We start from the raw sequence: 18,467 nt of genomic DNA on the forward strand, positions 1-18,467 counted from the left end.
CATGGGACTTAAAACTTTACTCACAACACATATCAATGCAACTGATTCACACACTTTGAAACATTACCAATCTGTGGGTGGATATGAGAGTTTAAAAAAGGTCCTCTCGGAAATGACCGCCGAACAAATTGTAAACGACGTTAAAAATTCTGGCCTTCGAGGACGAGGTGGGGCAGGGTTTCCAACAGGTAACAAATGGGGATTCATTCCAAAAACTGACAAACCAAAGTATTTAATTTGTAATGGGGACGAAGGGGAACCAGGTACATTCAAAGACCGGATGCTCATCGAACGTTTCCCGCATATGCTCATCGAAGGGATGGCGATTGCGGCAAAGGCGATTGACTCCCACCAAGGGTATATTTACATCCGAGGTGAATTCCACAAAGGAATCCGGATTGTGGAAACAGCAGTGGAAGAAGCTTACAAAGCAGGACTTCTTGGCAAAAATATTTTGGGCCTTGGGTATGATTTTGATTTAGCTGTGTATTCGGGTGCGGGTGCTTATATCTGCGGGGAAGAGTCGGCTCTTATCAATTCACTCGAAGGCCGGAGGGGCCACCCACGTTTGAAACCTCCTTTTCCTGCAGTTTCAGGACTTTATGCTTGCCCAACTGTTGTGAACAATGTCGAAACATTTTGTAACGTCCCACATATCATCCGTATGACGGGAGAAGAATACAAAAAAATTGGAACAGAAAAATCTCCTGGCACAAGGCTCTTTGCTGTGAGTGGGCACGTTAAAAAACCAGGGATTTATGAAGTGGAAATGGGAACTCCGATGAAGGAGCTCATTTTCGACATCTGTGGTGGAATCAAAAACGATAAGTCATTAAAAGCAGTGATCCCTGGGGGAAGTTCGTCTCCGATCCTTACATCTGAGGAAGCCATGACTGCAACGATGGATTATGAATCCATTGCTTCCCTCAAATCCATGTTAGGTTCGGGAGCAGTGATCATCCTTTCAGAAGAAGCAGACCTTGTGGAAACGACATACAGATTAGCTGAATTTTATTCACATGAATCTTGTGGGCAGTGTACTCCTTGTCGCGAAGGAACACATTGGGTCAAAGACCTCCTTCACAAAATCAAAAAGGGAGAAGGAACAGAAAAAGATGTAGAACTCATCTTTTCCCTCTCAAGGAATATGGAAGGTGGCACCACCATTTGTCCGTTAGCGGATGCATGTGTGATGGCAGTTCGGCCAACCATGACGAAATTTAAGGAAGAGTTTTCTCTTCGATTGAAAAAGGAAGTGAGTGTTTCTCACTAAAGGTCACCAAAACATATGGACTGGGCTTTAATTCTTGCTTGGGGGATCAAAATCCTCTCATTATTTTTTGTAATTCTTACGGGTGTGGCATATTACACTCTCGCAGAACGGAAGTTTGCTGGATTTATCCAAGATAGACCCGGCCCAAACCGAGCTGGCCCTTTTGGAATTTTTCAACCATTAGCAGATGGGATAAAGTTTATCGCCAAAGAAGAAATTTTCCCTAAAAATGTTTCCAAAGGGATGTATCTTCTTGCACCTACTATCTCCATGACATGTGCGATTATGGCTTGGGCTGTGATTCCATTTGGTGGAACACTTCCTGCACCAGAGTGGCTTACGACACTCACTGGTGTTGCTACCATCGACTTACAAATTGCAAACCCAGATTCTGGGGTATTGTACATGCTTGCGATTTCTTCTCTTTCCGTTTATGGAATTATGATTGCTGGTTGGTCAAGTAACAACAAATATTCGTTACTCGGTGGTGTTCGTTCCACAGCACAGATGATCAGTTATGAACTTCCGATGGGGCTTTCGATTGTTGCGATTGTGATTATGACTGGTTCATTAAAACTCACTGATATCAGTGACTCCCAAAAAGAAATGTGGAATATCCTTTCACCTCCAGGTTTTGTTGCGTTTTTTATCTATGTAACGGCTATGTTTGCAGAAACCAACCGGTTACCTTTTGATTTGGCGGAAGCTGAATCGGAACTTGTGGTTGGGTTTCATACAGAGTATGGAGCTTTTAAGTTTGCCCTTTTCTTTTTGGCAGAATACATGAATATGATTACCATGTCCTGCCTTACCACCTTACTATTTTTTGGTGGCTACAATGTTCCCTTCCAAATAGGGGCTGGTTCGAAATACCAAGCATTTATTGGTCTCGGGTTTTTTATCGTAAAAGTTTTGTTTTTTGCCTTTTTGTTCATTTGGGTGCGTTGGACTCTTCCTCGGTTTCGTTATGACCAGTTAATGAAACTCGGTTGGAAAAAAATGATCCCTTGGGGGCTTTTTGTTGTGATGTTTGCATCCATTTACACAGTGTATTGGAAAGAAGGATGGATGAAATTATTTATATGAATCTAGAAACCTCACCATCACTTTTATTATTTGTATTTTTTGGAACTGTGACTGTAATCACGGCTCTTAGTGTGATCTTCCAAAAAAACCCTGTGGTATCAGCAGTTTCCCTAGTGTTTACTTTTTTTTCTCTCGCTGGAATTTATGGTATCATGGGTGCGTTGTTTATTGCCACCATGCAGGTGTTAGTGTATGCAGGTGCCATTATGGTGCTTGTTGTTTTTGTTCTCATGTTACTTTCCCAAAGGGCAGAAACAATGTCGCGTTATCGCAAACACCCGATTCGTTTGGTATTACTCTCTGTTTTTGTGCTTGGATTTTTTTTCCTACTATATTCGGCACTCACTACAGGTGTACCCCATACGGAACAAATGGGAAAAGGTTATGAGAATGCAGAGTACTCATTTCCCATACAAGGAACATCCACAGTGAATGCGAAAGGAAACGTTGCAACTGTTGGGGCATCAACGTATTTGGATTACCTTTTGCCATTTGAGATGATATCAATTTTGTTACTCGTGGCAGTCCTTGGGGCAGTGATCCTTGCCAAAAAGAAACTCACGGAAGTGGACCAAACAAAGGATACAGTTTTATGAATCCAGTTATCGGCGGAATCCCCGTTCAATACCTTCTAGGCCTAGCCGGAATTCTTTTCTCCATCGGGGTGCTCGGAGTTCTCATCAGACGTAATATTGTGATTATTTTTATGTCAGTGGAACTCATCTTAAACTCCGTGAATTTAGTCTTTGTTACCTTTTCCAAAGCCTTATCACATATCAATGGGGAAACCATTGTTTTCTTTGTGATGGCAATTGCTGCTGCAGAAGCTGCGGTGGGGTTAGCCCTTGTGATCGCGATTTTTCGGCATAAAAAATCCACCAATGTGGATGAACTCCAATCGATGAGATGGTAATCCTATGTTAGATTTATTTCCAATTGTTGTCCTTCTCCCTCTCCTTGGTTTTTTGCATAATGGTCTATTAAAAGATAAGATCCCACATCGATTTGCAGGTGCCATCGGAACCTTGGCAGTTTTCATCCCATTTCTCATCACCTTAGGTGCGTTTAATGAGTTTAATCCAATAGAACGAACTGCACCTCATTTAGTTCCAGTGTTTGATTGGATTGTGATTGGAAATTTTAAATCCTCCTTTGGTTATCAAATAGACCAACTATCTTTGTACATGACCCTTATTATCACAGGCATTGGATCCCTTATCCATTTGTATTCGATGGGGTATATGAAGGGAAACAAAGGATACAATCGATTTTTCGCTTATCTTAATCTTTTTATCTTTTGTATGTTAAACCTTGTCCTTAGTGACAATTTAGTGTTAACCTTTCTTGGCTGGGAAGGAGTAGGGCTTGCTTCCTACTTACTCATTGGTTTTGATTTTGACAAAGCATCAGCTGCCGAAGCAGGGATGAAAGCTTTTATCCTCAATCGGATTGGAGATGTTGGTTTTATTTTAGGAACTGGATTTCTTTTTTGGTTAGGTGGTAGTTTGCAATACCTAACCTTACAAACCAACTTGAATGGGCTTGGTATTTTCTCTGAGTATGCTAATCTCATTGCACTATTTTTTTTCATTGCTGCTATGGGAAAATCAGCACAAATCCCACTTTATGTTTGGTTGCCGGATGCGATGGCCGGTCCTACTCCTGTTTCGGCGCTTATCCATGCGGCAACGATGGTGACAGCTGGAGTTTTTCTCATTGTCCGACTTAATTTTGTATTTTACCTTGCTCCCGATACTTCTTTTTTCATTGCTTGTATTGGAGCATCAACGGCACTATTTGCTGCAACCATTGGACTTTTACAAAACGATATTAAAAAAATCTTAGCGTATTCCACCGTATCCCAGTTAGGTTTTATGTTCCTTGCGATGGGAAGTATGAGTTATGTAGCAGGTCTTTTCCATTTGATGACACATGCTTTTTTTAAGGCATTACTCTTCCTCGGTGCAGGTTCCGTGATCCACGCCCTCCACCATGAACAAAATATCAAACATATGGGAAAGTTATTTGGTAAAATCAAAGTCACATCGATCACATTTTTACTTGGAACTTTGGCCATCGCTGGGTTTTTTCCTTTCTCTGGATTTTTCTCAAAAGATTTGATTTTAGAAAAAACATACAGCTATGGAGCGTTTGGTTCTGTGCTTTGGACTGTCGGAGTGGTTGCTGCTTTTTTCACTTCGTTTTATATGTTCCGTCTTGTGTTTGTTGTATTTTTTGGAAAAGACAATACTGACTCACACCATAAAATCCATGAATCCCCATGGACCATGACCTTTCCACTTGTGATCCTTGCGATAGGCGCTGTGTTTGTTGGATTCTTGCAAACTCCACATTTTTTCCTACATATTGATTCCTTGGAACAATATTTTGCTCCTGTGTTACGTAGTGGTTTAGAGTTAGCGACCGAAAATGGAACTCTCGTCAAACATATGGAACTCACTCATGACGTTGAGTTTACATTGGCAATGTTTTCTCTTGGAGTTGCAAGTGTTGGTCTTATTATAGCATATTGGGTCTACCAAAAGAAACAAAGTCAGGTTCTCGAAGAACACACTGGGTTTCGAAAAATCCTTTTTCACAAATACTACATTGATGAGCTCTATGATTTGTTTTTTGTAAAACCATATGTATTTGTTTCAAAGCTGATCGCATATACAATTGATACAAAAATCTTAGATCGTTTTTTCATTGGGATTGGTGGAAGTTTTGGTGTGATCGCAAATGGACTGAGAAGATTACAATCAGGGTTTATTGGAGATTATGCATTGTATGTAGTTCTCGGTACGTTTTGTATCTTGGTGTATTTGTTAACTAGGGGGGTGTAAGGTGCCGGAACAAATTTTATCCATCATTATCTTTTTACCAATTGTTTCCTCACTTCTCATTGTAATCCAAAAACGAGTAGGGGCAGTGGTTGTGATATCTGCTCTATCTTCAGCCTTCACGACAATTTTGTCAGTTGGACTCTTTTTCTTTTATGATACATCCAAAGCAGGATTACAGTTTGTCCATTGGATTCCTGATTGGATCCTTTCTGGAAAATTAAGTGTCGATTATCATGTGGGACTTGATGGAGTATCTCTTCTTTTATTTGCTCTCACAGCATTTATGTTTTTTTTGTCGAGTATTGCCTCTTGGTCTAATATTCCCAAAAAAATCAAAGAGTTCCATATCTGTTTGCTTGTATTAGAAACAGCGGTCCTCGGAGTTTTTGCTGCGGGGAACCTCGTTTTATTTTACGTATTTTGGGAATTGATGGTGCTCCCGATGGTTCTGATGATTGGGATTTGGGGTGGTGAAGATCGAACAAAAGCTGCTCTCAAATACTTTTTGTTTTCCATGGCTGGTTCCTTGTTTATGTTAGGTGGAATCCTTACTCTTTATTTTAAAACAGGAAAAACTTCCATTGAATCATTATCAACGGCAAGCCTTGCCATGTATTCAGAACCATTACAATGGTTTTTGTTTTTTAGCTTTTTTCTAGCTTTTGCGATCAAAATTCCACTTTTCCCTTTCCACACTTGGATGCCGGATGTCCATACTCAAGCACCTACGGTTGGTTCGGTGGATCTTGCAGGTGTTTTATTAAAAATTGGAGCTTACGGATTCATTCGGTTTTGTATTCCATTTTTCCCAGAACAAAGTTTGTTTTCCCAGACAGGTGTACAACTCCTTGCCGTGATTGGGATTGTATACGGATCAATGGCAGCCCTTGTGCAAACTGATATCAAACGTATCATTGCCTATAGTTCTTTATCTCACCTTGGGTTTTGTATCCTTGGGATTTTTTCTTTTACGACAGAAGGTGTAGTGGGTGGGATGTTACAAATGATTTCCCACGGAGTTTCCACGGGTATGATCTTTCTAATGATTGGGATGATCTATGAGAGAGCTCATACTAGAAACATATCTGAGTTTGGTGGTCTAGCAGGCCAGATGCCAGTTTTTTCCACTTTTTTTCTCATCGCTGTTTTATCATCGATTGGACTACCAGGAACAAATGGATTTGTAGGTGAGTTTCTCATCTTAATTGGTGCCATCAAATCGAATGTTTGGATAGGTGGGTTAGCGGCAACAGGCGTTGTACTCGGTGCCTTGTATTTATTATGGTTTGTAAAACGATTTCTATTTGGAGTGAGTAAAACCATCCAAGCAAAACCTTACAAAGACTTAACCTTCCGGGAAATCGGAATCTTAAGTCCACTCGTGATTTTTATCTTTTGGATTGGACTTTACCCAAAACCTTTTTTAGAAATTTTAAATTTATCTTCCAATGTGTTTTTGAATGCAGCAACGACCGAATCTATTTCGGAACGCAAACAAATCCAAAAAGATTTTTTAGGAACAGGCGAACAAAGGTTATATCCTGACTATCTTAGTTTGGGAAGAGAACCGAAGTCTTATGAAGAAAGACTAGGTTCGTTTCAATCAAAGTTTGCACTTCCTAATTTGGTTTCCAAAAAAGAAACAATTCCGATACCGGAAGACAATTTGGAGAATTTAGAAAACTCCATCGAATCTGATTTTGATTTGGAAGTAACTCCAAAAGAGAATAAAGGAAATTAACATGTCATATACTCCCTCATCGAATGACTTAATTGCAATATCACCCATGCTCATTTTATGTGGGGTGGCTTTACTTTCTCTTGTGGTTCAGTTTTTGATTCCAAAAGAAGAGGAAGGAAAACCACTTTGGGTCCTTTCCGTCCTTGGCATCCTTGTCGCGATGTATGCTCTCTATCACACAACAAATTCTCCCGGTTATGGTAAATTTTTTGGTTCGCAAGTTTCGATTAGCCCACTAACAGTTTGGCTCAGTGCCATCTACCTCTTGGCAGGACTTATTACTTTACTCATTGCGCCGCCATTTTTATCCCAACACAAAACTTTATTCCCAGAGTTTTTTCCCTTACTCTTGTTTTGTTTGTCAGGTATGATGTTTTTAACATCAGGTTATGACTTGATCGTGATCTTTGTGGGATTGGAAATCCTTTCCTTGGCATTGTATGTGATGATTGGGATGGCTCGGACTTCCGTTTCGTCATTGGAAAGTGCAATGAAATACTTTTTACTGGGAACCTTTAGTTCTGGTTTTATGTTACTTGGAATTGCTTTTTTGTATGGTGGTTCCGGTACTACGAACTTAGATGGTGCACTCCGAGGAATATTTTTAAAAGGATACGAATCAAATTTTTCTAAACTTGGACTTGGGCTTTTTTTAGTGGGAGTTTCATTTAAGGCAGCACTTGTACCATTTCACTCGTGGACTCCTGATGTGTACGAAGGAGCTCAAACACCGATCACTGGTTTTATGGCGAGTGCGGGAAAAGCCTCTGCCCTTGGACTTTTCATTATCCTTTTTAATCATGTTCCCATCGGGGAGATTGGTAATGTTTGGAAATTCCTTATGGGAACAATTGCTCTAGTTTCCATGACTTGGGGTAATATTGTCGCTTTAAAACAAGAAAATCTGAAACGGATGTTAGCTTATTCATCAATTTCCCATGCAGGGTATATTGTTGCAGGGATATCCTGTGGGGCAGGTCTTGAAGCATTGTATTATCTTTTTTCTTATTCGCTACTGAATTTAGCTGCCTTTGCCATAATCTCATATTTAGAACAAGGGAAACATGAGGTGACAGTGAATGGGATATCTCACTTAAGCGGTGAACACCCGTTAACGGCACTCGCACTCAGTGTGATTTTTTTATCTTTTGCAGGATTTCCTCCACTCATTGGTTTTTGGACAAAACTTTTCCTTTTACAAAAAATTGCAGAGTCTGACCTACTATTCAATCGTATCCTCCTCTTTGGGGCAGTTGCGAACTCTTGCATTGCTTTTTATTACTACATGAAAATTACAATCCAATCCTATATGAAACAAGAGACTGGGGTCGTGGCGGGAGTTCGTGACATCCCAAGTATGCCAACCCTAGGGTTTCTTGTGTTTTTGCTTTGTCTGTTTTTCACTGCGGGTTGGATTTTCTTCCAACCGGGAACCCTTTTGTGATTCTGCTATAACAGAAATACTTCTAGGATAGCGAAAAAACAAGTTGATTCTCGTAGCCATAGGAAAAGGTTTGTTCCTAAGTAGGTAAATTCGTATGGCAACGATAGTGAGAAAACAAGAAACGATCCAGGACAAAGACCAAGTGAAGGAATTCCTTACCAAAAAAGGCCTTGTGTACGAGTCTTTTAAAACTCCTGAATCCTTGGATTTAATCCTTGGCCAAAAAGGTTTATCCGATGCGGAAAAAGAAGAAGTACTTTCTGGTTTGGAATACCGTTTTGACCAATTGAAAAAAGAGCATGGTTACAAAGCAAACGACCTCGTGGTTCTACATGACGAAGTCCCAGGAATCAATGAAATGCTCGCCAAATTTGACAAACTCCACATTCATACAGATGAAGAAGTTCGTTATATCATCGATGGGAGTGGAATTTTTGGATTCATCATCAATGGGGAACGTTTTGAAGTCCATGTTGGAAAAGGTGATTTTATCTCCATCCCTGCTAACACGAACCACTGGTTCACTTTGGACCAAAACGTTCGCATCAAAGCGGTTCGTTACTTCAAAGACAATTCTGGTTGGACTCCCGTATACGTAGATGAGTCAAAAGTTTTAATCAACGCCTAACCAAAACATTAAAAGAAACCATTACAGTTTCTATCAGACATCAACTGATAGAAACCAATTTGGTTTTGTTACAACCTTGACACTTGCAGCAGGACGAGTGAAGGAATCGAAATTTTAAGGAACACTTGGACCAAGTGATACTTTTGATTTTAAATCTCAGATTTTCCAAACCATTCTACGATAAACTGCAAACTGGTTCTTCCTTGGAAAAAGTTTTCTTCTAAACTTCCCACCAAATCGAAACTCCCTTGTTTTGACATAAATGATTGGAATTCTTCTCCTTTGTTCCAAATCATATATTTTAACGAACCACTCCCCACAATATGGAACCTGACATGTTTGCCTCCACTGAGTGGTGTTAGGTGAATAGCCTTTGCATTTTTAATTCCCAGTTTGATATCGGGATTACCTTGGCCAAAGGGTTCTAAGTCTTTCCATTCTTTTAATAGTTTGTCTCCCATTTCTTCGGGTAAAACTGTAAAATCGGTTTGTATTAAATGTTCAGTTGGCCTATCTTTGTCTTCGTCTAACCAAAGTTTTGCCTTTTCATATAATGCAGCTTCAAATTTTGGGATTTGGTCGATAGAGATAGAAAATCCACCTGCTTCAGGATGACCGCCAAAATGCAAAAAATATTCTGATAGTGATTCAAGTAAGATTAGGACGTTTTCTGGTCCATAAGATCTGATACTACCCCTCGCATCACCATTGTCAGGTGCTATGAAGATGGCAGGTTTTTTATACGTATCCACCATTCTTGTAGCTACAATCCCACTCACACCCGGCTCCATATCAGGTTCATAACAATAAAGCACTTCATGGGTTGTTCGTTCCTGTTTTCTTGCGAAATAACGTTCCACTCGGTCCATATTTCGTTTGGTCCTTTCCTTTCGTTCTTCGTTGATGGAAAGGAGTAGTTTTGCCCGTGTTTTGGCCTCGGTTTCTGACTCTGACAAAAGTAAGGATACAGCTTCTTCTGTTTTTCCCATCCGACCTGCGGCATTCACAACAGGGCCAATGGACCAACCCAAATCTTTTGTAGTGATGCCATTGGGGTTAAGTTTGAGTTCCTTTAATAGTTCTTTTAATCCTTTTCTCTTTTTGTCACCAATGTAAAGTTTTGTGAGGGAATCCAATGCCAATTTGACAAAATGTCTATTTTCACCAATGAGTGGCATCATGTCGGTGATGGTACCTATCCCTGCTAGATCTGTTTCTTCTTCTAATTGATTAAAAAAATTTGGAATTTTTTGGCATTGGTAAAAAAATAATTTCCTTTCATCATCTAACGGAATGTTGGTGGTAAAATCTTCTGGATAAGGAAGGGTTTTTGAAATATCAAGGGATTCAGAGTTCTTTTGATTCTGGTAGGAATCCAATTGTTCTTTGGAACATTTGATTCCATTTTGAAAGTATTGAGTTTCTGTGGTTCCATTTTCATCGATCATTGTTTTGGAGTAAATCTGGTTCCATTCTGAACTCAGTCGAAAGAGAATGGCCGAAACCAGTTTGAAGGATAATACCGCAGTACAGATTTTTTTCTCAGGGTAATTGGAATCCAAACGCCTTGGATTTACGAGGGCACAGTTTTTAGGAATACGCACCGGCACTTCATGGTGGTCAAGTACGATCACTTGGATCCCTTCTTTTGTCAGTGAATCAATTTCATCAGCTTGGCTAGAACCAAAGTCTAGAGTCACAAGTAAATCCGGTTTGGATTTTTTGATTTTGGTAATGGCTTCTTTGCAAAGTCCATAAGGATCACTTTCTGATGAAACCAATACTTCTAAGTTGGCATTGATAAATTCCGGATGTGACCGTAAGAAAAAAGCAAGTAAACAAGTTGAACTCACTCCATCTGAGTCGCGGTCTCCATAGAGAAGAATTTTTTGGTTTGATTTAGCATAAGAGAGAAGCAGTGAAATGGCAAGATCGATATCCGGAAGGGAAAAAGGAGAATGAAGACAAGAAAAATCAGAAACAAGCAGTTCTTTTGGATGGGTGTTTTTAAGTCCCTCCCTTCTGTCTACTAGGTAACGAAGGATGGGTCTTTTGGAATCAACTTTGGTTCGAACTTCGGACAAATAAGGTCCAAAGTGAACCTTTGTTACATGATGCAATTGCCAATGATTTTGGAACCAAATTCCACTTCAAGTCCAGGAGTTTTGATATCTCCTACCACTTTTCCATTCTTTTTTAGTTCCACTTTTTCTTTCGCATCAACATTGCCTTTGAGATTACCATGTACCACTAGACTTCCCACTTCCACATCTGCTTCGACATCACCTGTTTCGTCGATGATGAGTTTGCCATGAGAAGTAATGGTGCCTTTGAATTGGCCTTTGATTTTTAATGTTTGGTTAAAGGAAAGTGTTCCGCGAAACGTGATGTCATCGCTTATAATAGTGTCTATCGATTCGTCTTTCATCAGTAGGGATAGTGTTGTTCTAATAGTGAGTTTTGGCAACTCTATCGTTTTCTCCCTTTTGTAATAAATGGAAAAAAGTTCATATTTCGTAGGGAATTCTCTTGTCGCATCCCTTCCATCTCTGAAACTGGGTCTCAAGAATAGGAAATAGTCGTGAAAATTAGGCGCTTCTGGAAGTCGGGGTTCATTCTGCTTCTGGCGGTTTTCATCAATCTAAATCTGGTCGACGACCGGTTTGTATCTCCTCTCGAAGATTTGGACTTTCAATACCAATCCTACGAGTTGGAAGAAACGACTCGTGTGCTTTCCTCCTCAAAGGAATCCAACCAGGTTCTCAAACTTGTCCCCACAAAAAGGGAACAATCCCTAGTCAACATCACTTTAAATCGTTTTTCGATTCTCACGACTGAAACTGAATTTTTTACTGAAATCTCTATTTTATTTTTCTTTCTCTACCTCCCTCCGCCTACTTTGGCGTAATCGTTGCATGTAATTTAAGTTCTTCCCCTACCAAATCTTTATGTAGGGTGAAACCATATTTGAAATAGGTATTATGTTAGAAAAAATCATTCAATTTTCCATTCACAAAAGAGCAGCCGTTCTTGTGATCACCGCGGCCTTCACCATTGTGGGTTTTTACAATGCACTCAATTTGTCGATTGATGCGATTCCGGATGTGACAAACGTCCAAGTATCAGCCGTAACCTCTGTTCCCGGATTATCGCCTCTAGAAGTAGAACAATTTATCACCTATCCCATCGAACTTGAGTTCAACGGGATGCCAAAAGTGACAGAAATTCGTTCCATTTCAAGAACAGGCGTAAGTTCTGTGACAGTTATCTTTGAAGATGGCACAGATATTTATTTTGCAAGGCAACTTGTGAATGAAAGACTCAAACAAGCAGAAAATTTTATCCCTAAATCCTACGGCAAACCAGAGTTATCACCCATTGCAACGGGACTTGGTGATATTTACGAATTTGCACTTGTATCCGAAAGCCACACTCCAGAAGAACTACGAACTGTGATGGAATGGGAAGTGGCAAGACAACTTCGTTCGGTCAAAGGGATCATTGATGTAAACGTAGTGGGAGGAGATGCCAAACAGTTCCAAATCAAAATTGACCCCAAACGATTGTTATCTCACAACCTAACATTATCTCATATCACAGAAGCATTACAAGGGGCAAACGTAAACCTTGGTGGTGGTTACATCCAAAAAGGGGAAGAACAATTTGTCATTCGAGGGGAAAGCCAATTTAAATCCATTGATGACATTGCAAGGCTCTCCGTAAGAACTTCTCGAGATGGAATTCCGCTTACACTTGGTCAAATTGCTCGTGTTGAAACGGGACCTGCGCTTCGTTTTGGTTTGAGCACCATGAATGGCAAAAGGGAAGTAGTCGGTGGAACTGCCATGATGTTACTTGGTAGTAACTCATTACAAGTAGTGGGCCGTGTCAAAGAAAAGATGAAAGAAATTGAATCAAGACTCCCACAAGGGATGAAGATTCAAGTATATTACGACAGATCAGAATTCATTGGTCGCACTCTCTCTACTGTATTTACAAATCTAGTGGAAGCTGCCATTATTGTACTCGTTTGTTTGATCCTCACACTCGGCACCGTCAAAGGTGCGTTTGCTGTTGCATTAGCGATTCCTGTTTCCATGATGATCGCCACAATCCTTATGAATGCATTTGGAATTGTCGGAAACCTCATGTCACTTGGGGCCTTGGACTTTGGACTCCTTGTGGATGGATCGATTGTGATGTTAGAGTCCACTCTGCATGGTTTTTTGATACGGAAAAGTTTTTTACTCTCTAAAACTTCTGCCCAAGACATGGAAGATGGGATGGAAGAAGTGATTATGGAATCCTGTATCAAAGTGGTGCGGGCTTCTGCATTTAGTGTGGGCATTATTCTGCTTGTGTATTTGCCACTGATGACACTGGAAGGAGTGGAAGGGCGAATGTTTCGTCCGATGGCCATCACCGTAGCTTTCGCATTAGGTGCTGCACTCCTTTATTCGATCACAACTTTCCCAGCCCTCATGTCTTATATTTATAAAAAACCAATTTTACATGAGTCAGCATTTTGGGAAAAATTCCAAAACAAATACGCAGAAATCCTTACCTATGGGATGAAATTCAAACGCCAGTTTACCTATGCCGGGATTGGTGTTGTGATTTTGTCCTTTATGTTGGCGTCTACTCTTGGTTCTGAATTTTTGCCAAGGATAGATGAAGGGGAAATTGCAATTGATATCAAACGCCTTCCTTCAACTGCCATCAACCATTCGCGTGACCTCAATTTGGAAATGGAAAAGGTCATTTTAAAATTCCCGGAAGCTGTGAGTGTAGTTTCACGACAGGGGCGTGGCGAATCTGCGGCAGAACCTATCGGATCGGAAGAAGGGGAAATGATGGTAAAGCTGAGACCCAAAAAAGAATGGGTCACAGCCAAAGATAGAGAAGAGCTGATGGAGAAGATGAAAAATTCCATCAATCAAAATGTTCCATCATCTTATATCAGTTTGTCGCAACCGATCGAAAACCGAGTGAATGCTTTGTTGTCTGGATCAAAAGCTGATATTGTCATTAAAATTTATGGTGATGATCTAAAATCCTTAAAAGCAATCGCAGATAACTATGCATCCAAAATCAAAAAGATTCAAGGTGCGGCTGACTTACGAGTTCAAAAACTTTTGGGACTTCCATTATTGGAAATCAAAATGAACAGAGGGAATATGGCAAGGTATGGTGTGAGAGCCGAAGAAGTCCTCACAACCATAGAAACCTTACGGGTTGGTTTTAATGCAGGCAAAGTGTATGAAGGATACAAACGATTTGATCTGATTGTTCGTTTAGATGCGGATGTCACCGATTTAGGTGTAATTTCCAATGTTCCCGTAATGACGGAGTTAGGTGGAACAGTTCCTCTAGGTCAAGTAACAGACATTGTGATGACAGAAGGACCAGCTGCTTTGTATCATGAAGGTCTAAAACGAAGGATCCTTGTGGAAGTAAACGTTCGTGGTCGGGATATGATTGGATTTGTAAATGATGTTCAAGCAGCAACAGAATCGATTGAAACTAGTTTACCACAAGGTTATTACGTTGATTGGGGTGGACAGTTTGAAAACTTTACTCGCGCTAAAAACCGATTGGCAATTGTGATCCCCATTGCTGGAGCCATTATCTTTGGGATGTTATTCATAGCCTTTGGTAGTGTTTATTATGCTTTAGGTGTATTTATACTCGTTCCATTATCACTTTCGGGTGGTATCTTATCTCTTGTTATACGTGGATTACCGTTTTCGATCCCTGCGGGTGTTGGTTTTATTGCTGCTGCTGGTATATCAGTGTTAAACGGAGTTGTCTACGCATCTGCCTTAAAAGACCAATTAAAAATCACAAGGGATCCATCTGTTGCGGTTGTGGATGCCGCTGTATATACATTAAGAGCAGTTGCCACGACTGAACTTGTGGCGATCATTGGATTTTTACCAATGGCAATTGCCTCGAGTGCTGGCGCGGAAGTACAAAGACCACTTGCCACCGTGGTAATGGGTGGAGTTCTTGTAGCGACCATATTATCAAGATTCCTTTTACCAATTGCCTTTGAGTTTTTAGTAAAACTAGCACAAAGACAAGAAATCAGACAAATGGAAAGAGAAAGAAAGATGAATGATTACTTTGTGGAAGAAATGAAAAAGTATAAAACATCTGATTTGATCCATTCTTCTTCTCATGGTCATGGGCATGCACATGGTGAAGAAATAGAACAAAATAAAAGTCATTATGAAGATGATTCAAAACAAACAAAACAAAATCAAAAATCAAAACGGAAGAGGACTTAAATGAAACCGAATTATTACGTAGCACACCCTTGGCATGGACTTGAACTTGGACCAAAAGCACCAGATGAATTGGATGTTTTTATTGAACTCACACCTCAAGATACAGTGAAGTATGAAATTGATAAAGCATCTGGATTTATACGAGTAGACAGACCTCAAAAATACAGTAACCGTTCTCCTACTTTATATGGTTTTATACCTAGGACTTTTTCAGGAGAAGCATCCGGAAAACATTGTTCGGAAGTAGTCGGTAGACCTGATATTCTTGGTGATGGAGATCCTATCGACATTTGTGTCTTAAGTGTAAACCCAATCACTCACGGAAATATGATCCTAACAGTCATTCCGATTGGAGGGCTTCGTATGATCGATAAAGGTGAGGCTGATGATAAGATAGTGGCTGTGCTCAAAGGGGATGAAGTGTTTGGGCAAATGAAAGATATTTCAGAAGTTCCAAAGGCATTGATTAACAAACTACATCATTATTTTCTCACTTATAAATTAGATCCGAACTCTCCATCCACTGGAACAGTCGAAATTACAGAAGTGTATGATCGAGTGGAAGCGATTAAGGTCATTCAATTTGGAATTGAGGATTACATCAAAAAGTTCGTAACTGTATGAAGTATTTAATTAGATCTCTTTTCATTTTTATATTAGGTTTCTTAACAACCAACATTTCATCGAAAGAAAAAGCTGTGTATGAACTTCATTCTAAAGATGAGTTGTTTTTTTTGGGAGAAGATTCCAGAGCACAGGATGCAAAAGAAAAGTGGAATTTAGATGAATTGGAAGATTTTGCAGTTACTAGTAACCCATTGTATCTGCGTGAAAAACAAAATATTGGAATGGCTCGTGGGGATGTGATCACCGCTAGTTTGTATTACAATCCAATTTTAAACATGCAACAACAGTTTATGGGTGCTTCATCAAAGGCTGCAACTGGTCTGCCAGAAACTTCCGTTATCTATAACCAACCATTTGATATGAGTGGAGTGATCCCTCAAAGAGAAAAGGTAGCCAAACAAGAATTTTTGGCAACAATTGCTAGTTTTCGTGACTTTGATCGTTTGTTCAGATTGCGGCTTAGGCAAAATTTTTGGACTTATTTGTATGTCACAGAACAAATCAACTACCAAAAAGAGTTTTTGGAGAACTACCAAGACTTATTGGATTTAACGAAATTACGCGCTGAAAAAGGTGATATTTCATTTTTAGAATACGACCGATTGGCATTGGAGCGAGTGCAAATTGAAAGAGAGTATCGCAATGCAAGGATCCTTCGGGCACAAGTAGTAAAAAACTTGCGTGTGTTAATTGGGATCTCTGATATCAATTCACCTCTCAACATCAAAGGAAGGTTAGAGTTTATTTCTACAAAAGATTTTGGAATTGATTTGAATGATTTTGATATCGAGGAAAGACCTGACCTTGTCGCATTAAAGATTAGACAACAAAGGGAACGAATGAATATCGAATTAAAGAAACGAGAGATCATTCCTCCGCTCACACTTGGAGTTGAATTTTTAAATAAAGGTAATGAAAATGTTGCGGGTATTTATGCGGCAACTCCTCTCCCTCTTTTTGATCGCAAACAAGGTGAGATTTTAAAATCGGAAGAATCTTATAAAAAATTAGGATTTGATGTCGATGCAAAACGAAATGAAATTCTTTCGGAAATTTCCGCTGCCATAAAGGAATTACAAGCTAGGGAATCTCAACTCCTAGATTATCAAAAAATGGGACTGCTTGAAAAAAACAAAGAAGTCCAAGAGAAGTCAAGGCTTGCCTACATTCGTGGAGCTTCCAATTTAGTTACATTTTTGGAAGCTGAAAAAAACTATCTTAGTGTTTTAAGGAGTTATTATGAGATCATATACCTTTATTACAACGCTTTGGAAGGATATAAAGCATCCATTGGAAAAATGGATAGTTCGGAGTATTGATATCATATGTTAAATGAATTGAATTTAAAAAAAATTAGAAATATAAGTATCCTTGTTTTACTTGGAAGTTTATTGTATTTTGGCTATTCCAAATTTTTTGGATCAGGTAAAAAAACGGAAGCCTTAACAGAAGATAAATCGAAGTTTATCATCTCACAAGAAATCCAAAAAAATCACCCATTCTCTGTTGTTTACTTACAAGAAAGAGCTTTGGAAGAAGAGTTGCAACTTCCCGGTACAGTATCATATGACATGAATAATGTAGCAAAAGTTGGATCAAGAGTGAATGGTCGAATTTTACAAGTCTTCGTCAAAGAAGGAGAGTATGTAAAAAAAGGTACTGCGATTGCTTCTATCCAATCTGTTGATTTGGGAACAACGGAAGCCAACTACTTAAAAGCAAGAGCCCGTTTGGAAGCACTCAAAGTACAAGCTGATCGTGCTAAGGATTTATACGAAAGAAAAGTGACCTCTGCCAAAGAATATGAAATGTCACTTATGGACTATAAGTCTGTTAAAGCGGAAATGGAAACTTCAAGGAACGCTTTGGAAAACTTAGGGCTTAACGAAACTGAAATTGCAAATCTAGAAGCTGGTAAGTATAATTCAAAAAACCTATATATTAGAACTCCAATTTCAGGTACTGTCACAGAAAGAGAAGCTATCATTGGCCAAGCAGTGAATGCTCGTGATAATCTTTTCACTGTGGCAGATCTATCAGTGTTATGGATTAATTTAGAAGTGTATGAGAAAGATTTAGCGTCAATACGCATGGGCAATGAAGCAAAAGTAATTCCTATTGGATCAAAGGATGAATCGTTAAGGGCGGTGGTCTCCCATGTTGGGGATGTGATTGACCCGATCAAAAAAACTGCTGAGATTCGATTGGAAGTTCGAAATTCAAAAGGTAAATTACGACCAGGACAAAGTGTGACAGCAACAGTGGTTGGTGCTATGGTAGCCTCCTCAGTGAACAAAGCAAAGGTGATCCCTTCCGATTGTATTCACAAAATTGAAGGCGAAAATTTTATCTTCATTCGTAATCCAGACGGATCATTTTCTGCTAAAAAAATTGGAATTGGAAAACTCTATGACAATTGGGTAGAAGTAACGGAAGGAGTGGGATCGGGAGAGGCCATTGTCGAAGAAGGAAGTTTTGTTTTAAAAAGTGAATATTTAAAGCTATAACAACTAGTTTTTTGTTGACATAACG

15 protein-coding genes are annotated in these 18,467 nt (G+C 39.5%); 13 read left to right on the top strand and 2 right to left on the bottom strand.

Features of this window, described 5'->3' with window-relative positions:
* Position 1 precedes the first annotated feature (1 nt).
* The 8 genes from nuoF to EHQ43_RS16380 all read left to right on the top strand — a co-directional run bounded on the left by nuoF (position 2) and on the right by EHQ43_RS16380 (position 9,018).
* Complete coding sequence (gene nuoF, locus EHQ43_RS16345; RefSeq protein ID WP_135741625.1) at positions 2-1,273, top strand: NADH-quinone oxidoreductase subunit NuoF; 1,272 nt, start codon at positions 2-4, stop codon at positions 1,271-1,273.
* A gap of 15 nt (positions 1,274-1,288) precedes the next feature.
* Complete coding sequence (gene nuoH / locus EHQ43_RS16350) at positions 1,289-2,359, top strand: NADH-quinone oxidoreductase subunit NuoH (protein WP_135754861.1); 1,071 nt, start codon at positions 1,289-1,291, stop codon at positions 2,357-2,359.
* A complete protein-coding gene (locus tag EHQ43_RS16355; RefSeq protein ID WP_135741626.1) occupies positions 2,338-2,955 on the top strand; it encodes an NADH-quinone oxidoreductase subunit J family protein in 618 nt (205 codons plus the stop codon). The genes nuoH and EHQ43_RS16355 overlap by 22 nt, the downstream gene beginning before the upstream one ends.
* Positions 2,952-3,272, top strand: coding sequence for an NADH-quinone oxidoreductase subunit NuoK (gene nuoK / locus EHQ43_RS16360; protein ID WP_135741627.1), 321 nt, complete (start codon positions 2,952-2,954; stop codon positions 3,270-3,272). The genes EHQ43_RS16355 and nuoK overlap by 4 nt, the downstream gene beginning before the upstream one ends.
* 4 nt (positions 3,273-3,276) lie before the next feature.
* Positions 3,277-5,205: an NADH-quinone oxidoreductase subunit L gene (nuoL, locus tag EHQ43_RS16365; RefSeq protein WP_135754862.1), complete on the top strand. Its 1,929-nt coding sequence runs from the start codon at positions 3,277-3,279 to the stop codon at positions 5,203-5,205.
* Between the two features lies 1 nt (position 5,206).
* On the top strand, positions 5,207-6,946 hold the full coding sequence (locus EHQ43_RS16370; protein ID WP_135771744.1) for a complex I subunit 4 family protein: 1,740 nt from the start codon (positions 5,207-5,209) through the stop codon (positions 6,944-6,946).
* 1 nt (position 6,947) lies between these two features.
* Complete coding sequence (locus tag EHQ43_RS16375; RefSeq protein ID WP_135771745.1) at positions 6,948-8,390, top strand: NADH-quinone oxidoreductase subunit N; 1,443 nt, start codon at positions 6,948-6,950, stop codon at positions 8,388-8,390.
* A 94-nt stretch (positions 8,391-8,484) separates the two neighbouring features.
* The gene (locus EHQ43_RS16380) at positions 8,485-9,018 is read left to right on the top strand and encodes a cupin domain-containing protein (protein WP_135771746.1); all 534 of its coding nucleotides are present in this window, start codon (positions 8,485-8,487) and stop codon (positions 9,016-9,018) included.
* Between the two features lie 149 nt (positions 9,019-9,167).
* Here EHQ43_RS16380 and recJ read toward each other — a convergent pair whose 3' ends face one another.
* Entirely contained in the window at positions 9,168-11,138 is a 1,971-nt protein-coding gene (recJ, locus tag EHQ43_RS16385; RefSeq protein ID WP_135771747.1) for a single-stranded-DNA-specific exonuclease RecJ, read from the bottom strand.
* Complete coding sequence (locus tag EHQ43_RS16390) at positions 11,126-11,446, bottom strand: bactofilin family protein (protein ID WP_039929288.1); 321 nt, start codon at positions 11,444-11,446, stop codon at positions 11,126-11,128. Before EHQ43_RS16390 ends, recJ begins: the two co-directional genes overlap by 13 nt.
* Positions 11,447-11,599: 153 nt before the next feature.
* Here EHQ43_RS16390 and EHQ43_RS16395 point away from each other — a divergent pair, with 153 nt between their 5' ends.
* The 5 genes from EHQ43_RS16395 to EHQ43_RS16415 all read left to right on the top strand — a co-directional run bounded on the left by EHQ43_RS16395 (position 11,600) and on the right by EHQ43_RS16415 (position 18,442).
* On the top strand, positions 11,600-11,926 hold the full coding sequence (locus tag EHQ43_RS16395; RefSeq protein ID WP_135771748.1) for a hypothetical protein: 327 nt from the start codon (positions 11,600-11,602) through the stop codon (positions 11,924-11,926).
* Between the two features lie 73 nt (positions 11,927-11,999).
* Complete coding sequence (locus EHQ43_RS16400; RefSeq protein ID WP_135771749.1) at positions 12,000-15,308, top strand: efflux RND transporter permease subunit; 3,309 nt, start codon at positions 12,000-12,002, stop codon at positions 15,306-15,308.
* Positions 15,309-15,932 carry an inorganic pyrophosphatase gene (locus tag EHQ43_RS16405; protein WP_012388304.1) on the top strand — a complete coding sequence of 208 codons (624 nt, stop codon included), beginning with the start codon at positions 15,309-15,311 and terminating at the stop codon, positions 15,930-15,932.
* A complete protein-coding gene (locus tag EHQ43_RS16410) occupies positions 15,929-17,254 on the top strand; it encodes a TolC family protein (RefSeq protein ID WP_135741635.1) in 1,326 nt (441 codons plus the stop codon). Before EHQ43_RS16405 ends, EHQ43_RS16410 begins: the two co-directional genes overlap by 4 nt.
* A 6-nt stretch (positions 17,255-17,260) precedes the next feature.
* Positions 17,261-18,442, top strand: coding sequence for an efflux RND transporter periplasmic adaptor subunit (locus tag EHQ43_RS16415; RefSeq protein WP_135771750.1), 1,182 nt, complete (start codon positions 17,261-17,263; stop codon positions 18,440-18,442).
* The last annotated feature ends 25 nt before the right edge of the window (positions 18,443-18,467 follow it).

This window comes from Leptospira bouyouniensis, assembly GCF_004769525.1.
GTDB lineage: Bacteria > Spirochaetota > Leptospiria > Leptospirales > Leptospiraceae > Leptospira_A > Leptospira_A bouyouniensis.

Coding starts and splice junctions, on each gene's coding strand:
- nuoL (WP_135754862.1), top strand. CDS start 3,277: ATGTTAGATTTATTTCCAATTGTTGTCCTTCTCCCTCTCCTTGGTTTT.
- EHQ43_RS16375 (WP_135771745.1), top strand. CDS start 6,948: ATGTCATATACTCCCTCATCGAATGACTTAATTGCAATATCACCCATG.
- EHQ43_RS16405 (WP_012388304.1), top strand. CDS start 15,309: ATGAAACCGAATTATTACGTAGCACACCCTTGGCATGGACTTGAACTT.
- EHQ43_RS16415 (WP_135771750.1), top strand. CDS start 17,261: ATGTTAAATGAATTGAATTTAAAAAAAATTAGAAATATAAGTATCCTT.
- EHQ43_RS16400 (WP_135771749.1), top strand. CDS start 12,000: ATGTTAGAAAAAATCATTCAATTTTCCATTCACAAAAGAGCAGCCGTT.
- EHQ43_RS16355 (WP_135741626.1), top strand. CDS start 2,338: ATGGATGAAATTATTTATATGAATCTAGAAACCTCACCATCACTTTTA.
- EHQ43_RS16410 (WP_135741635.1), top strand. CDS start 15,929: ATGAAGTATTTAATTAGATCTCTTTTCATTTTTATATTAGGTTTCTTA.
- nuoH (WP_135754861.1), top strand. CDS start 1,289: ATGGACTGGGCTTTAATTCTTGCTTGGGGGATCAAAATCCTCTCATTA.
- EHQ43_RS16380 (WP_135771746.1), top strand. CDS start 8,485: ATGGCAACGATAGTGAGAAAACAAGAAACGATCCAGGACAAAGACCAA.
- nuoK (WP_135741627.1), top strand. CDS start 2,952: ATGAATCCAGTTATCGGCGGAATCCCCGTTCAATACCTTCTAGGCCTA.
- nuoF (WP_135741625.1), top strand. CDS start 2: ATGGGACTTAAAACTTTACTCACAACACATATCAATGCAACTGATTCA.
- EHQ43_RS16390 (WP_039929288.1), bottom strand. CDS start 11,446: ATGAAAGACGAATCGATAGACACTATTATAAGCGATGACATCACGTTT.